This is a genomic window from Paenibacillus sp. NEAU-GSW1 (genome assembly GCF_009737085.1).
GTDB lineage: Bacteria > Bacillota > Bacilli > Paenibacillales > Paenibacillaceae > Pristimantibacillus.
Map to the genome: position 1 here is coordinate 1 of NZ_WOVL01000023.1, position 15,847 is coordinate 15,847.

At 50.2% G+C, this 15,847-nt stretch carries 14 protein-coding genes, 1 rRNA gene and 3 riboswitches; all 15 genes read right to left on the reverse strand.

Annotated elements, in window-relative coordinates; all coding sequences use genetic code 11:
* Positions 1–104 (reverse strand): 16S ribosomal RNA (locus GOM71_RS17155); the annotation flags it as partial.
* Between the two features lie 327 nt (positions 105–431).
* Complete coding sequence (locus tag GOM71_RS17160) at positions 432–1,232, reverse strand: transglutaminase-like domain-containing protein (RefSeq protein WP_156283257.1); 801 nt, start codon at positions 1,230–1,232, stop codon at positions 432–434.
* A 13-nt stretch (positions 1,233–1,245) separates the two neighbouring features.
* Positions 1,246–1,329: riboswitch (cyclic di-GMP riboswitch) on the reverse strand.
* A gap of 51 nt (positions 1,330–1,380) precedes the next feature.
* Positions 1,381–1,459: riboswitch (cyclic di-GMP riboswitch) on the reverse strand.
* Between the two features lie 124 nt (positions 1,460–1,583).
* Positions 1,584–2,999: an LPXTG cell wall anchor domain-containing protein gene (locus tag GOM71_RS17165; protein ID WP_156283259.1), complete on the reverse strand. Its 1,416-nt coding sequence runs from the start codon at positions 2,997–2,999 to the stop codon at positions 1,584–1,586.
* 72 nt (positions 3,000–3,071) lie between these two features.
* Positions 3,072–3,173: riboswitch (cyclic di-GMP riboswitch) on the reverse strand.
* Positions 3,174–3,262: 89 nt separating this feature from the next.
* Positions 3,263–3,745, reverse strand: a complete 483-nt coding sequence (locus GOM71_RS17170) for a GtrA family protein (RefSeq protein ID WP_156283261.1) — start codon at positions 3,743–3,745, stop codon at positions 3,263–3,265.
* Positions 3,735–4,721, reverse strand: a complete 987-nt coding sequence (locus GOM71_RS17175; protein WP_156283263.1) for a glycosyltransferase family 2 protein — start codon at positions 4,719–4,721, stop codon at positions 3,735–3,737. The genes GOM71_RS17170 and GOM71_RS17175 overlap by 11 nt, the downstream gene beginning before the upstream one ends.
* 45 nt (positions 4,722–4,766) lie before the next feature.
* Positions 4,767–8,645 (reverse strand): phospholipid carrier-dependent glycosyltransferase, encoded by a 3,879-nt coding sequence (locus GOM71_RS17180; RefSeq protein ID WP_156283265.1) that lies wholly within the window; start codon positions 8,643–8,645, stop codon positions 4,767–4,769.
* A gap of 232 nt (positions 8,646–8,877) precedes the next feature.
* Positions 8,878–10,395, reverse strand: a complete 1,518-nt coding sequence (gene lysS / locus GOM71_RS17185) for a lysine--tRNA ligase (protein WP_156283267.1) — start codon at positions 10,393–10,395, stop codon at positions 8,878–8,880.
* A 136-nt stretch (positions 10,396–10,531) separates the two neighbouring features.
* Positions 10,532–11,008 carry a transcription elongation factor GreA gene (greA, locus tag GOM71_RS17190; RefSeq protein ID WP_156283269.1) on the reverse strand — a complete coding sequence of 159 codons (477 nt, stop codon included), beginning with the start codon at positions 11,006–11,008 and terminating at the stop codon, positions 10,532–10,534.
* A 246-nt stretch (positions 11,009–11,254) separates the two neighbouring features.
* Entirely contained in the window at positions 11,255–12,277 is a 1,023-nt protein-coding gene (gene dusB, locus GOM71_RS17195; protein WP_156283271.1) for a tRNA dihydrouridine synthase DusB, read from the reverse strand.
* A 23-nt stretch (positions 12,278–12,300) separates the two neighbouring features.
* Positions 12,301–12,510, reverse strand: coding sequence for a helix-turn-helix domain-containing protein (locus tag GOM71_RS17200; RefSeq protein WP_156283273.1), 210 nt, complete (start codon positions 12,508–12,510; stop codon positions 12,301–12,303).
* Positions 12,462–13,016: a 2-amino-4-hydroxy-6-hydroxymethyldihydropteridine diphosphokinase gene (folK, locus tag GOM71_RS17205; RefSeq protein ID WP_173275751.1), complete on the reverse strand. Its 555-nt coding sequence runs from the start codon at positions 13,014–13,016 to the stop codon at positions 12,462–12,464. Before folK ends, GOM71_RS17200 begins: the two co-directional genes overlap by 49 nt.
* Complete coding sequence (gene folB / locus GOM71_RS17210) at positions 12,994–13,380, reverse strand: dihydroneopterin aldolase (RefSeq protein WP_156283275.1); 387 nt, start codon at positions 13,378–13,380, stop codon at positions 12,994–12,996. Before folB ends, folK begins: the two co-directional genes overlap by 23 nt.
* Before the next feature lie 39 nt (positions 13,381–13,419).
* Entirely contained in the window at positions 13,420–14,298 is an 879-nt protein-coding gene (gene folP / locus GOM71_RS17215; RefSeq protein WP_156283277.1) for a dihydropteroate synthase, read from the reverse strand.
* A gap of 44 nt (positions 14,299–14,342) precedes the next feature.
* On the reverse strand, positions 14,343–15,230 hold the full coding sequence (gene pabC / locus GOM71_RS17220; protein ID WP_156283279.1) for an aminodeoxychorismate lyase: 888 nt from the start codon (positions 15,228–15,230) through the stop codon (positions 14,343–14,345).
* A complete protein-coding gene (gene pabA, locus GOM71_RS17225; RefSeq protein ID WP_156283281.1) occupies positions 15,227–15,808 on the reverse strand; it encodes an aminodeoxychorismate/anthranilate synthase component II in 582 nt (193 codons plus the stop codon). The genes pabC and pabA overlap by 4 nt, the downstream gene beginning before the upstream one ends.
* Between the last annotated feature and the right edge of the window lie 39 nt (positions 15,809–15,847).

The window sequence follows — 15,847 nt, forward strand, 5'->3', positions numbered from 1 at the left end:
CGCTAATCGTCAGGAGTGCAAGCACTCCATCAGATCCGCTCGACTTGCATGTATTAGGCACGCCGCCAGCGTTCGTCCTGAGCCAGGATCAAACTCTCCATAGAAAGGGTTTTCCGATTGTCCAGCCGAAGGCTGATCGGAAAATCCCGGTCAGAATTTGACTTGCTCATTACTTTGTTTTTATCGCTTTTCTCACGAATGGCGAGCCATTCGTAAGGGCAGTTTCGCTCGTTGTTCAGTTTTCAAAGAACAATTTATTTCGTTCTCGTCGTCGTGTGTTTCAGCGGCGACTTAGATAATATATCACGGGTGCCTATACCATTGCAAGTCTTTTTTTAAAGTTTTTTAGTTTATCTTTTTCTTCATTAATATAATTAAAAAAGGACCTTGCGTTCAACACGCAAAGCCCTTCTACTTCTTCTTCCGTACTATTAGTATTCTTTTGCTGTTGTGTACTTCGAAGCTTCTTTAGCAAACTCATACTTCTTGTTTGCTTTTTTCAGGCCGGCATCAACAGTCGTATCAACGATGACCCATTCGCCGTTCAACATAACTTCGTTCCATGCATGGTATTGTTTCACGTAAGTTGTGTTGCCCATTACCAGCTTTGTAGGAATGTCTACACTGCGCAGCATAGCTGCAAAAAGAGCCGAGTATCCGTAGCAGATATCTTTCTTCGAGCTCAGCGTACGGTCAATGTTAGGCAGGTAGTCAGTTGGCAGGTTAGCTGCCAGATCATAATCATACGAAACATTGTTTACGATATAGTTGTAGATCGCTTTAACTTTCTCGCTATCCGTTTTCTTGTTAGCTGTCAGCTCTTTCGCTTTTTGAATCGCTTTGTTCGAGCTGTTCCATTTTACGTTTTGGATCGAGTTCAAGAATACAGTGTTTGTATCGTCCAGTTCCAAGCTTACTTCTTCTTTGCTTACTACTTTATATTTATTGCCCGACGTGTTCTCCAGAACCGATACGGTGTAATCACCGTTGCCCAGTTGAAGAGGAAAGTTTTCTTTTGCATCCGTCAAGCTGTATGTATATTTCTCATTGCCCTTAGTGATCATCACTTTTGTTTTCACGTCCGACTTTACATCGTACGCTACGCTTACCACACCATTGTTCAGTTTCGAAGTATCCAACCATTTCTCTTCTGCATTAGCGGATGCTGTCGTTACTTGGATCGATGTTGTGAGTACGAATACAGCTGCTAGCATAAGAAAAAGCTTACGCATGAGTAAAACTCCCTTCGGCGGCTAGGCTGCCATCCCTTTCGGAGAAGGCCCTATAGCTTTGCGTCCCTACCTTTCGATAGGTTTGCTATTATCGTATAAAGTTTCGAACATTCGTTCGCTTTTTGTGAAAATAAAAAAAGCTCATTCTTTCGGTAGCTGGCTGCCATCATACGGAAGGCCCTGTAGCTTTGCGTCCCTACCTTTCGATAGGTTTGCCGTTATCGTGATTTAGCTTTATCTAGTACTAGATTACCATATTCTATGAAAATTGCAACACTAAAACTATTAAAAATGCAAAAAAATAGAGAGACTAGTCTAATTGACTAATCTCCCTTGATAATTACGTATAATCTATGCTTTGCGTTTTCTTTGGATCAGCATAAATCCGCCAAGCAATGCAAGCGAAGCGCCTGCAAAGTAAATTGGCAACGAGCTGGATTCACCCGTTTTCGGCAATGCGCCCAAAGGAACTTCTTCCTTTACTTCCACTGCATCGCCACCAACTGCTGTGGTTGGTTCCGCAGATGGTTTCGCTGTACCTTCGCTGCCAGTCGCAGCGCCTTCAGTTACAGTTTCCCCAGTGCCAGTTCCCTCAGTGCCAGTCGTTTCAACTGGACCCAATGGACCTTCTTCTTCGTCAATAATCACTTCTTCGTCAGGCGTAGAAGTTGGCGTTGGCGCAGAAGTAGGCGCTACTGTCGACTCTGGAGTTGCTGTCGCTTCAGGCGTTGGTGTTGCAGTTGGATCAGGTACGAACGTTGGTCTTGGCGTCGTCTGTGGTGTCGGCGTCGACTCAGGCGTCGGTGTCGACTCTGGCGTCGGTGTCGACTCTGGCGGCAATGTCGTCTCTGGCGTTGCCGTCGGTGTTGCTGTTGGCGCTTCCGTTGGTACCGGTGTTGCCGTTGGCGCTTCCGTTGGTACCGGTGTCGCCGTTGGCGCTTCCGTTGGTACCGGTGTCGCCGTTGGCGCTTCCGTTGGTACCGGTGTTGCTGTTGGCGCTTCCGTTGGTACCGGCGTTGCTGTTGGCGCTTCCGTTGGTACCGGCGTTGCTGTTGGCGCTTCCGTTGGTACCGGCGTTGCTGTTGGCGCTTCCGTTGGTACCGGCGTTGCTGTTGGCGCTTCCGTTGGTACCGGTGTCGCCGTTGGCGCTTCCGTTGGTACCGGTGTCGCCGTTGGCGCTTCCGTTGGTACCGGTGTTGCTGTTGGCGCTTCCGTTGGTACCGGTGTTGCCGTTGGCGCTTCTGTTGGTACCGGTGTTGCCGTTGGCGCTTCTGTTGGTACCGGTGTTGCTGTTGGCGCTTCCGTTGGTATCGGTGTTGCAGTTGGTGTTGGCGATGCTGACGGTGTAGGAGTAGCTACCGGTTTTAATTTGTAGTACACGTTCACATGGCTAATATCTGGATATCTGCCATTTTTCAACGGCGACTTCAAACCCGAACCGCTACTTTCTTCGTCTTCGATTGGATAAGATTTACCGTTATCCGCACCCTTTACGAAAACGCAGGTTACTTCATACTTGCTGTTTACTTCAGACCAGTCGATTGATTTAATGTCATTGGAAAAAGTAACATTGGCCACAATATCATTACCATTCTTGATAGGGAATGTTTTGCCGCCATCATCACGGTCTACATCATCAATCTTCTTGTAAGTACCCGAGCAGGCATTAGTTTCGTTACCTCCGCCTCCGTACGCCCATACTGCGCCGTAAGCGCTAAACACCATAAAAACAACTAACAAGCTAGCAAGCAACGCTTTTAGCCTCATTCTTCATTCACTCCCATTAAATAAGATTCTTCTTCAAATCGGCTAAACAACCGACTTGAGAATAGTCATATTCATGGCAATCGGACGATCATAGCATTCACTTAGCAGTAGAGTGAACGCCTTAGACTCCTGACTTTGCGTCCCACCCTTTCGAATGGTTTGCTATTAACATGGCATATGCATTGGTTTCTAGCAGAACCGCTTTTTTCTTCCATTTTCAACCGGTTCGCAAGACCTATTCTACAATTAGTAGCAAATAGAAGTCAACGATTTTCATCGTCTTTTTCAAACCGTTTTTCAGGACTAAAAACCCACCATTTGCTCCCGACAAAATTCAGCACCACCGTTATACAGGTTACGACAATCTTCGCGACAATCGCATGCCATCCAAGGGTGTCTTTCCCCACAAAAAGCAGCGCCAAGCCGACTCCGAGCACCACCATATTCAGCATGACAAAACGAACCGCCTGCGCTTTGTCGAATACAGACTCGACACGCTCAGCAGACGGTTTGCGAAACGTTATTTTCGAATTCATCAAATAGCTGTTTGCCATCCCTGCGAGATAAGAGACTACCTGGCTGGCCATGTAATTCATATCCGCCCACACGAGAAGACTGTACACCGCAAAGTCGACCGCCGTATTGATAAGGCCGACCAAGTTAAAGAGCAGAAATTGCAGCAGCGCTTTGCGTTTTGCCGTCTCCTGCCTTTTAACCTGAGACAGCTCCGTTCTTTTAGCGGACATATTCGCGTTCTCTTTCCACTCCTATATCCTGCTTGCGATCCTCACGTTCGAATCCTTGCGTTTCTCTCACGATATATAATGGCCGATTTTTCGACTCATCGTAGATTCGGCCGATGTATTCTCCGATCAATCCAAGCAATATGAGAATGATGCCGTTAAACAAGAGGTTCGTAGCGACGATCGACGTCCAGCCCGGCTGTGTTGCATTCGTGAACAATTTCTCCACCAAGACAACCATCAAATAAACGAAACTCGATATGGACAATGCGAACCCGATGTACGTTGCGATTTTCAGCGGCTTATAGGAAAACGAGGTGATGCCGTCGAGCGCGAAGCTGATCATTTTTTTGAGCGGATATTTGGTCTCGCCTGCGAACCGCTCCTCGCGCACATATTCAACCATCGTCTGTTTGAAGCCGACCCAGCTGACAAGCCCCCGCACGAAACGATTCTTTTCTTTAAGCCCGCGAAGCACGTCGCAAACCTTCCGGTCAATGAGCCGGAAATCGCCCGTATCCATCGGAATATCGAAGTTGGTCATGCTTCTCATCGTCCGGTAGAACATCATTGCCGTTAGTTTTTTAAACGCCGTCTCTCCTTTTCGCTTCAGACGTTTGCCGTATACGACCTCGTAGCCTTCTTTCCACTTCTCAATCATTTGCAGCATCACTTCCGGCGGATCTTGCAAATCGGCATCGATAATAATAACCGCTTCGCCGTGCGCATAATCCATTCCGGCCGTAATTGCGATTTGATGACCGAAATTCCGGGAGAAATTAATGAGCCGCACGTTCCGGTCATTGCGGCAAATGCCGTCCACAATTTCAACTGTCCGATCCCTGCTCCCGTCGTTGATGAAAATAAGCTCGTACGATTCGCCGTACCCGTCCATAACTTCCTTAAGCTTTGTGTACGTATGCCCGATAACCTCTTCTTCGTTATACATCGGCACGATAATGCTGTATTTGGCCTGCATGCCTATCACTTCCCTTTACATCAGGATCTTTGATCGCTCATTGCTCTAACTAAAAAACACCCATGAATCGAACAAGCTCAAAACCGCCGCGTACCATCTCGCCGTCTCAAAACCCGACAGAACCGGATAGTACATGAAGAATAGCACTGCCGCCCCGGCTACATACAGCCAGCGAACCCATTGCCGGTCCGGATGCTTCTCTTCGTACAGCTTGAACATATAAATAATAGCCATAATCATAAACGGCACCATAGCAAAATAGTGATAAAGGAACGTCAGTCGCGGCACAAGCATCCACGGCAAGTATTGCGAAAAATAAGCGATCCAAATGACATATACCCGCTTATCCCTGAGCTTCCAGCTGAAATACAGCGCGCCAAGCAGTGCGAACAAGCCCGTCCACCAAATAAGCGGATTGCCAAACGCCGAGATGGTCGAAATATAGTCTGGATTAGCCACATCGTCGCCGCTGTAGTACCATACCGGCCGCTTCATGAACGGCCACTCCCACCACTGCGAAGAATAAGGATGCGTGGCAACGAGTTCGCTGTGGTAGTGATACATGTTTTTCTGATAGTCTACCAATCTTTGGGCTGTATATTCATCGCCTTGAACGTTAAGCACAGGAATGTACGACAAACCGTAAACAACAGCTGGAACAGCAACGTAGAAAATGACGCAAACCGCCAATGTGATGATCGTATTTCGCGGGAAAAGCTTAACGATTCGGCGGAAGTTCTCGTCGTCTTCCTGGCCGGAACCAGCAGCAATCGCTCGCTTGGCAGCCGCATATTGCCGGTAACGTTCGAACAACGACCAGAACAGCATGACCGCAAGTCCTGCTCCTCCGTAAATAACGATCCATTTCGATGCCACTCCGATTCCGAACAGCACTCCTGCCGTACACAAAGGAACCAGCGTTTTGCGCAGCGGCGTGTTGTAAAAATTCATCAGTACGTACTTATGCATAAAGTAGAACATCAGCATGATGAAAAAGACGCCGTAAACGTCGATCGTCGCGATTCTCGTCTGCGTGAAATGCATAAATTCCGCAGCGAGCAGCGCTGTTGCAGCTGCAGCATAGCCCGTCTTGCGGAACAGACGCAGTGCAAACAGATACATAATCGGCACCATCGCAATGCCAAACAACGTGCCCATAATCCGCCATCCGAACGGACTTAAGCCGAATATCTTGATGCCGAGCGCGATTATCAGCTTACCGAGCGGCGGATGCGTATTTTCGTACGCCCGAACGCCTTCAATATTCTCAAGCGCCGTCCGGCCATGATAGATCTCGTCAAAATAGCTGCTGTTCATATAGTTTTCCGTATATGCAGCGGAGGACTGCTCATCGAACAGGCGCGCTGGAGCTCTTAGGTTCTTCTTGTCGGCTGTGTCATCGGCTGCGGCGGGTGCGGCATCCAGCTCAACGACTTCGCTAATTACAATTGGACTCTCGCTTCCTTGAGCATAGAAGGCTATCTCTTGTATGGAGAATTCTCTTGTCAGTGCGGTAATCTTGACATAACGCGCTCGTTCGTCAAGCTTATGAATGACCCACTTAAGACTGTCTCCGCCCTTCTGCTCGTACTCAACCGGCTTGTTCCAGCCGTCCGGCGCAACTCCGAATTCAAGTTTATATTTACCCTCTCTCGTTCCGCCAAAGCTGTTCATCCGCTCCAATTGGACCTCTTCGCCAAAGTCAACGTAGAAGCTTTGACCGACCTTTCCAGGCGTCCAGCCTGAAGACAATGTATGTGTCGATCCCAAGTTAAACAACGCAACAACGGCATAAATGAGCGTAATCGCCGACATCGCCAGCCAGTCTTTCTTGGTCAGTCCCAGCTTAACGGATTGCACATCTGCAGCCGTCCCGTCTTCACGCACCTCATCCAGCAGCAGCTTGTCGCTGCGACTTTGTTCATCTGCCGGAATTGGCGGCACAAGCTGCACTCTTCCGCGAATATAGAGATCGTAGCCAATATAGAGCAAATACACGAACAGAACCAAATTGACAATCGCTGTCACGATGACAATGCCGTCCGTCGGCACTCTGACCGTCTGTTCGCTAAACTGCAGCACGTATCCAACATTAATCAGGAACGTAATGCTATACCCGAGCAGCACGCGCAACAGGCGCCGGTCCTGCGAGAAAATGTACGCAAACACGAAGAGAAGAATCGCCGGGAACATATATCTTTCATGCATTTTGGTTCCGAACAGGAACATAACTGTAATAAGAACAGAAGCGATATAGAACGATTTGGACAAGTTGGACTTGTCCTTTCCTGCAAGCGAGTAAACCAAGGCCAGCACGACCGCCAGACCAATAGCCATGGCTCCCCATGCTCTGTAAGGAATAAGAAGCCAAGCTTCATCGATCCCCGCCCAGTTCCCGCCGGTCAGCGTGTATAAATTAAATGCGTTAAGCGTCGCGTACGGATAAGATGCCAGCGTCGTTTTATAAAGATTGATCAGACCGCCAATGCCGCCGTTGCTCCAGAAGAACGGCAACGCAAGCGCGAAGAAGAGTGCGATCCCGTACAAAGCTCCGACCGCCGCACGCGTCCAATCCCGTTTATGCCAAACCGCGAGCAGCACGACCGGCATGAAGATGAGCGCTTGCGGCTTTACTAGTACTGCAATAGCAAACCATAACGCGCCGATCTCGATTTTATCGTCCAAAATACGAAGAATAGATAGGATAAGAAGAAACGTAAAGATGGAATCCACCTGTCCCCACGCAGCGGAATCCAGCCATACGGCAGGGTTCCATACGTAGAGCATCGCAAGGCCAAATGAAGCTGTTACCGTCAGCTTTTTGCGCGCCGTTTGGAAGATTAGCCATGCAGCAGCCAAATCAGCCGCAATAGCTGGAAGCTTGTACAGCATAAAAGCAGCGCGGGACGTCGAATCAAGACCAAACAGCTGTTGAATCAGTGCCAACACGTGCAGGACATAAATATAGCCTGGCGGATAATCCGCGAACATTTCTCCATTGTAAAAGTTGCTTATGCCTTTCTCGACGACGGCATTGCCCCAATAAATGAATGTGTTCATATCGTTTATGTAGCCGGGAATAGCGGCGGACACGCAAACGCGGAAGCCGAGCGCGATGATTAGCCAGCCGATAATCGGCGCGCCCGAGCCGCGTTTGGAACGGGATTCAAGCGGCGAACGCTCTCTAATCATGCGTTGATAGAGAAAAGCGAACAGAATCGCGAACAATGCGGAAAGCGAAAGCACATAAAGCGCGGATACTTGCGGAGGCTTGGCCTCTTTATCATCTTTATTATTTGACGTATCGGCCGGTACTAGCGAGAATGCCTGCACCCCTTCGGGCAAAGACTCTACTTTATTCATCGACAAATCGTCAAACAGCGCCTTGCCGACGTTCAAGCTGTTGTAGCCGCCCAAGCTTGCGGCAACCCGCAACTCCTTCTGTTTCGGGCCGGTCTTGCCGTAAAATTCAAGCTGCTTCCACTCGCCCGCCGTATCTTTCAATTGCGGGAACTCAAAGCCTACATCCATGACAAACAGATTGGCGCCCATCATCGCCGCATCCGTACCGGACACTTTCACCCAGCCCGTCACATGATAATAGGAATCCGGCTCAACGGCCAGCTTTTGCACCCATTTCGCATGATTTGGCTGCAGGTTCTCGATAACGATCGCGCTCCCGCCAGCGTGCGTATCACCGGTTTCCAGACCGAATCGGGTCGCGTCGTCGCCTTGCACCCACACATCCTTCGTCCAATTCAACGGCGCTCCGGCATCTGCTGGATCGGCTTGCTCAAAATCGCTGTTTTGAAGCAGATTCGGGCCTGCGCCCTCGCCGGCTCCTGCAGCATAACCGGAAATCGCGGGAATAAGCACAAATAATAGCAAACTGAATAATAATATATTTCGCAACCGCAACCGCATGTTCCGATCCTCCCATTCAAAATTGACTCTATATCGACAGCAATATACGCCTAGTTTTTCCTAAAAATACATATCAACTTTATACTGAATGCCAGTATAGGTCAATAGACATGCCAAGTAATCCGGCTACTAAAAAAAAAGGGGGTCGCCTCGAGTCTTTGCAGACCTGATGAGACAACCCCATTGCTTCTCTAAGTTTGAACATTGAAGTAGCGATAAAGCTTCGTTCGGCTTATTCGCCTGCGCGATCGCGCATATGCGGGAAGAGCAGCACGTCGCGAATCGATGGCGCGTCAGTCAACAGCATAACCAGACGGTCGACGCCGATGCCGAGTCCGCCAGTTGGCGGCATGCCGTATTCCAGCGCGCGGATGAAGTCATCATCCATCTCATGCGCCTCGTCATTGCCCTGCTCTTTCTCCACCAGCTGCGCTTCAAAGCGCTGGCGCTGGTCGATCGGATCATTCAATTCCGTAAATGCGTTCGCATGCTCGCGAGCTACAATGAACAGCTCGAAACGGTCCGTGAAGCGCGGATCCTCAGCGTTCTTCTTCGCCAGCGGCGAGATCGCAACCGGATGTCCGGTAACGAAAGTAGGCTGAATAAGCGTGTGCTCGCAGAAATGCTCGAAGAATGCGTTCAGAATGTGGCCAAACGTCATATGCGGCTCAACCGGCACTTTATGCTCCTTCGCCAGTCGATGCGCTTCTTCGTCGCTCATCTGAGCGCCGAAATCGACGCCTGTTACTTCTTTAACAAGATCAACCATCGAAACGCGGCGCCATTGCGGCGTCAGATCGATTTCTTGGCCTTGATAAGTAATTTTCATCGTGCCAAGCACCTCTTGCGCAATATGCGCAATCAGGTTCTCGGTCAATGCCATAATGTCCTTGTAGTCGGCATATGCCTCATACAGCTCAATCATCGTAAATTCAGGATTGTGACGCGTCGAAATGCCCTCGTTTCGATAAACGCGGCCAATCTCGTATACTTTCTCCAAACCGCCGACAATAAGCCGTTTCAAGTGAAGCTCGATGGCGATACGCATATACAGCTGCATATCAAGCGCATTGTGATGCGTAACGAACGGACGAGCCGCAGCGCCGCCGGCAATTGCGTGCAGCGTTGGCGTTTCAACCTCGAGATAGCCTTTCGAGTCAAGATAACGGCGCATCGATTGAATAATGCGGGAACGGGAGATGAACGTCTGCTGCACATCCGGGCTCACGATCAAGTCGACATAACGCTGACGGTAGCGAAGCTCTACGTCCTTCAAGCCGTGATACTTGTCCGGCAGCGGAAGCAGCGACTTGGTCAGCACTTCAACCTCTTTCGCTTTTACCGAAACCTCGCCTGTATTGGTCTTGAATACTACGCCATGAACGCCGACAATATCGCCGATATCGAGCAGCTCAAACGCAGCGTATTTGTTCGCTTCAACAGTATCCTTCCGCACGTAGATTTGAATTTTCCCGCTCAAATCTTGAATGTGCGCGAACGCTGCCTTGCCCATGCCGCGCTTCTGCATAATACGTCCGGCAATGCTTACTTCAACCGCTTTCTCCTCCAGCTCTTCCTTGCTCAAGGATTCATATGCGGTCAAAATTTCTTTTGCCGTAGTCGTACGCTCGAATTTGCTTCCGAATGGGTCGACGCCCAAGCCGCGAAGCTCGTCCAATTTGTCTCTGCGAATTTGCAGCAGCTCGCTAAGCTCCTGTTCTTGTACTACACCGTTATTTTCTTGACTCAATTCAGTCATCTCCTCGCAAATCGTAAAACGAATATTCATAAATATAAGCGTATTTATAAGTGAAATACTTATAAAATCTTATATATTCAAAAAGCTTCCGCCAAGGAAGCTTTCCAAAATTCCATAGTTAGAAACCTTATTTCTTAATATCAACGATTTTATATTGAATGATGCCGGCAGGTACGCTAACGTCTACGATTGTTCCTTTTGTTTTGCCCAAAATCGCTTTGCCCACCGGGCTTTCGTTGGAAATTTTGTTTTGCAGCGGATCGGACTCGGCCGAGCCGACAATAGCATATTCCATCGTGTCGCCAAATTCCAAGTCTTCTACTGTTACTGTCGAGCCAATGCTCACCGTATCCGTATCAATTTCGTCATTATTGATAATCCGCGCATTGCGCAGCATTTTTTCAAGGGTAATAATGCGTCCTTCGATAAAAGCTTGCTCGTTCTTTGCATCTTCATATTCGGAGTTTTCGCTAATATCGCCGTAGCCAATTGCCACTTTGATCCGTTCCGCTACTTCACGACGTTTAACCGATTTGAGGTTTTCCAATTCCTCTTCCAGTTTCTTCAAACCGTCCTGAGTCAGAATGATCTCTTTATCGCTCATCTTCCCGATTCTCCTGTCGTGTGACAAATTTTCATACGGTGTATGAAATCACTGATATTTAATATATTACGTTCCACAGTCGTCATGCCTTTAGCAGTCGCTGCGGACGCATCTTTGATGTATATTGCAAGATTATATGCAAAGATATCTCGAATGTCAATCAAAGGGAATTGGCTTTCTGAAAACGCTTTAATTCAGCGCAGCCTATTCATGCGAGCATCTGTCGAATACCGCCGAATCGTCTGTTTAATGAACGGCTTCCGAGCTCGCTTTTCCTTCCGTCCCCGCCAGCGCTTCCTCATTCAAAGAAGCAATGTATTGTTCCAAAATTTCCACGACGCCTTCACGGCCGGTTTCTTCCATAATGACATCCTTTACGCGCGCCGCTCCAGGCAAGCCTTTCAAATACCACGCCAGATGCTTGCGCATTTCACGAACAGCCACCGCTTCGCCTTTCAATGCGGCGAGACGATCCAGATGCAAGAGCGCAACTTCCATCTTCTCGCGCGGCAGCGGATCGGCGAGAAGCTCGCCCGTCGCCAAATATTGAATCGTCCGGTACAGCATCCATGGGTTGCCGAGCGCGCCTCGGCCAATCATTACGCCGTCGCAGCCCGTGTGCTCAAGCAAGCGCTTCGCATCCTCCGGCGAGAATACGTCGCCATTGCCGATGACCGGAATGGATACGGCTTGCTTAACATCGCGAATGATATCCCAGTTCGCTTTGCCGGTATAGAGCTGCTCCCGTGTACGGCCATGCACGCTGACCGCACTGCCGCCTGCGCTTTCAACCGCTTTTGCATTGTCTACTGCAAAAATATGCTCATCGTCCCAGCCAATGCGCATTTTGACCGTTACCGGCTTGCTCACCGCCTCGACTACAGCTGAAACCATCTCATAAATTTTGTTCGGGTCAAGCAGCCAGCGTGCTCCGGCATCGCATTTCGTCACCTTCGGCACTGGACAGCCCATATTAATGTCAATAATATCGGCGTTGGTCTGCTGGTCGACAACTTTCGCCGCTTCCACAAGCGACTCCCGATCGCCGCCGAAAATTTGCAGGCTGAGCGGCTTCTCGCGCTCGTCTACAAACAGCATCTCCATTGTTCTTTTATTGCCGTGCAAAATCGCCTTGTCGCTCACCATTTCCGCGCAGACGAGCCCTGTTCCAAATTCTTTAGCGATGAGTCGGAAAGCTGGATTGCACACGCCTGCCATCGGCGCCAGTACGACTCTGTTCTTCATCTCGATGTCTCCGATTTTCAGCATGCCGCTTCTCCTCTACATCTAAATTACGACTTTATGTCCGTTAATTCTTCATAGCTGACGCCAAGCGTCTCCGCAATGCTGGCCAGCAGCTTTGGATCTACTTTGCGCGTCCCCCGCTCCAATGAGCCGAGCACGGCTACCGAAACGCCAAGCAGCTTTGCCAGCTCCTGCTGAGTATGGCCCTTCAGCTTCCGGAATGCCCGTACCCGCTGAGCCAGTTGATCGTTTTCCATAATGCAATGCCTTCCTTTCCTTCCTGAAGCGCCGCTGCCGCAGCCGTCGAAACCGAGTTCCGAAGAGGATGATCCCCGGCAATGACGTCGCTGAGCGGAACAAGCACAAAAGCCCGCTCCATCATGCGCGGATGAGGCAGCGTTAGCTCTGCCCCATCCATCGTAACGTTGTCGTACAGCAGCAGATCAAGGTCGATGGTACGCGGTCCCCAACGAATATCGCGAACGCGGCCTAACAGTCGTTCTTCCTCCAGCTGCACACGCAGCAGGGCGATAGGGTCTAGCGTTGTTTGTACCGCTATAGCCATATTTAGAAACGCCGGCTGATCCGTAAAGCCAACCGGGTCGGTCTCGTAAAGAGAGGATATGCGAAGCACTTCAATATCGCCACGCTCGTTCAAGCGCTCAACCGCCTGCCGAAGCAGCTCCTCCCTGTCGCCCATATTAGAGCCGAGAGCAATATACGCCGTAAAGCCGCCCAAGTTAGACGGGAGCAATTGTTCCATTGGCATCCCGCTTTCTGCGCAGCTCGATCGTCACTCCGTCGAAATGTATCTCGAACGGCGGATTTGGCTTCGTTACACGAACCGTCACTTCATTTATCATAGTATAAGCTTCTAAAACACGCGATGCAATGCCGCCGGCTAAAGCTTCAATCAATTTGTACGGAGGCCCTTCCACGATCGACTTCGTCAATGCGTGAAGCTGCGCGTAATCAATCGAGCAGGACAAATCGTCCGTTGACGCCGCCTGCTCTAAATCGAGCTTTAGTTCCAAATCGACACCGAACTTTTGGCCTAGTTTATTTTCTTCGGCAAATACGCCGTGATAGCCGTAAAATTGCATGCCCTTCAAAAGCATTGTATCCATCGTTCAACTTCCTTCCCCGATCCCCAGCTTCGTCTATATTCAATTACGCGGATATACGATCGCGTCGGTCATTCGAGCCGTTCGGGCGTTAGCCCGCACGTCATGCACGCGGACGATCTGACAGCCCTGCGCGATGCCGAGAGCGGTCGTCGCCGCTGTCCCCTCGGCCAGCTCCGATACCGGCAGATCAAGCGTTTGCCGAATAAACCGTTTCCGGGAGGTGCCGAGCAGCACCGGATAACCGAGCGCATTAAGCGCCTGAAGCTGTCCCATCAGCTTAAGATGATCCTCGTAGCTCTTGGCAAAACCGAATCCTGGGTCGAGCCAAATATCGCTTTCTTTTATCCCGGCTTGTCGAGCAATGTCGATGCTTGTCTGCAAATCAGCCAGCACATCGGCAACCAGATCGCTATATTCCGAATCTGTCCGATTGTGCGTGATGACAACGGGACAGCCATACTCGGCTGCCACCGATGCCATCAACGGGTCATACCTCAACCCCCAAATATCGTTGATGATATGCGCTCCGGCCTCCAACGCCCGACGGGCCGTTTCCGCTTTGTATGTATCAACCGAGATCGCAATGTGCGGCAAAGCCTTGCGCACCGCTTCGATCACTGGCAGCAGCCGGCGAAGCTCTTCTTCGGAGCTGATCGGCACATAGCCCGGACGCGTCGATTCCGCGCCAATATCAATAATGTCGGCGCCTGCTTCAACCATGGCTGCCGCATGCGCAGCGGCAGCCTCCACTTCGTTATGCCGGCCCCCGTCAGAGAAAGAGTCCGGCGTTGCGTTCAATATGCCCATGATCAGCGTGCGGCTGCCAAGCTCAAGCTGCACTTTGCCGCTTTCGCTGCCCCATGTATAAGAACGGCTCCAAAATACGGGATTATCCGCTTGATTCGATGCTATTTTCATGTTCAATCGTTTCCTTTCAGCCCTGATGCGCTGATTTGGCGCGTTTATGCGCCGCTGGCCGTATCCGCACGGTATGCCTCTAGCAGTCTTTGCGTTATGTTCCCGATTCTGCCGTCACCGACAGTTGCCGCCGAAGCCCTGTTCGAATCCTGTCCCGCCAAGCTAGTAATCGGCACCAGCTCTTGAATCGAATTGGTGACCCATGCTTCGTCGGCTTGAAGCAGCTCGGCCCAGCTGTATCGGCCTTCTTCTACGGTAAAACCCTCTTCTCTCGCCAGCTCGATAACCCGCTGACGGGTAATGCCCGGCAGTATGCCGATATCAATGGACGGGGTGCAGACCTTTCCGTTCCGCACAAAAAAGAGATTGCTCACGATACCCTCGGCCAGCCAGCCTTCCCCGCTGAGCATTAAGCCTTCGGCGTTCGCAGGCGCACCGCTCGCCGCAAGTTCCCGCTTTGCAATTATATTATTCATATAATGAAGCGATTTTAAACGAACGCTGCCCTCCGGCGTGTTGCGCGCTGTTTTAAGCAGCTTGAGCTGTTTTCCAGCGCTGTACAGCGCTTCGCTATAAGGAGGCAGCGCCTTGATCAGCAGGAGCTCATTCGGCCGTTCATAATCATCCGTCTGAAGCCCCAGCTCTCCCGGGCCTGCGGAAACGGTCAATCGGATGTAAGCCTCCTTCAGGCCGTTCGCCTGCAGCAATTGCTCCATTAGGGAGACGAGCTGATCTGGATTCGCCTCATATCGGATACCCAGCTCCCGGCAGCCTTCTGCAAGCCTTCGCAAGTGCCGTTCCAGCAAGTACGGTTTTCCCTTGTACGTGCGGAACGTTTCAAACAGTCCCAAACCGTACAAAAAGCCGTGATCATATATCGAGATCACAGCTTCTTCAGCATTCATTACAATCCCGTTGAATCCAATCTTCATCGCGCCGAGCCGGTCCGAATCTTAAGGAAATTGCGCAGCAGCGTCAAACCATGCTCCGTAATTATGGACTCCGGATGGAACTGAACGCCTTCAATCGGGTACTCTTTATGGCGAAGCCCCATAATCTCGCCCTCTGCCGTCTCTGCGCTAATCTCCAGGCAGTCTGGAAGCGTTTCGCGCTTCACGATCAGCGAGTGATAACGAGTCGCCGTATAAGGGGAAGGGATGTCTTCAAAAATCGTTTTTCCGTCATGCAAAATTTCCGACGTTTTGCCGTGCATCAGCTTCTCCGCACGCACGACGTCACCGCCAAACGCTTGGCCTATAGATTGATGTCCGAGACAGACGCCGAAAATAGGAATGATACCTTTGAAATGCTCGATCAACGACAGGCTGATTCCTGCTTCGTTCGGAGAGCAAGGCCCCGGCGAGATCAGAATATGATCCGGCTTCAACGCTTCAATGCCCGCCAAATCAATCTCGTCGTTGCGCTTGACGACAACCTCCTCGCCCAGCTTGCCTAAATACTGCACCAAATTGTACGTAAACGAATCGTAGTTATCAATGACAAGTATCATCGTTCCACTCCCCCTTATTCTTCTAATGTTCTATATACA

Excerpts from the sequence above, each read along its gene's own strand:
- GOM71_RS17160 (WP_156283257.1), bottom strand. The coding sequence starts at position 1,232 with ATGCGTAAGCTTTTTCTTATGCTAGCAGCTGTATTCGTACTCACAACA.
- GOM71_RS17165 (WP_156283259.1), bottom strand. The coding sequence starts at position 2,999 with ATGAGGCTAAAAGCGTTGCTTGCTAGCTTGTTAGTTGTTTTTATGGTG.
- GOM71_RS17170 (WP_156283261.1), bottom strand. The coding sequence starts at position 3,745 with ATGTCCGCTAAAAGAACGGAGCTGTCTCAGGTTAAAAGGCAGGAGACG.
- GOM71_RS17175 (WP_156283263.1), bottom strand. The coding sequence starts at position 4,721 with ATGCAGGCCAAATACAGCATTATCGTGCCGATGTATAACGAAGAAGAG.
- GOM71_RS17180 (WP_156283265.1), bottom strand. The coding sequence starts at position 8,645 with ATGCGGTTGCGGTTGCGAAATATATTATTATTCAGTTTGCTATTATTT.
- greA (WP_156283269.1), bottom strand. The coding sequence starts at position 11,008 with ATGAGCGATAAAGAGATCATTCTGACTCAGGACGGTTTGAAGAAACTG.
- dusB (WP_156283271.1), bottom strand. The coding sequence starts at position 12,277 with ATGCTGAAAATCGGAGACATCGAGATGAAGAACAGAGTCGTACTGGCG.
- GOM71_RS17200 (WP_156283273.1), bottom strand. The coding sequence starts at position 12,510 with ATGGAAAACGATCAACTGGCTCAGCGGGTACGGGCATTCCGGAAGCTG.
- folK (WP_173275751.1), bottom strand. The coding sequence starts at position 13,016 with ATGGAACAATTGCTCCCGTCTAACTTGGGCGGCTTTACGGCGTATATT.
- folB (WP_156283275.1), bottom strand. The coding sequence starts at position 13,380 with ATGGATACAATGCTTTTGAAGGGCATGCAATTTTACGGCTATCACGGC.
- folP (WP_156283277.1), bottom strand. The coding sequence starts at position 14,298 with ATGAAAATAGCATCGAATCAAGCGGATAATCCCGTATTTTGGAGCCGT.
- pabC (WP_156283279.1), bottom strand. The coding sequence starts at position 15,230 with ATGAAGATTGGATTCAACGGGATTGTAATGAATGCTGAAGAAGCTGTG.
- pabA (WP_156283281.1), bottom strand. The coding sequence starts at position 15,808 with ATGATACTTGTCATTGATAACTACGATTCGTTTACGTACAATTTGGTG.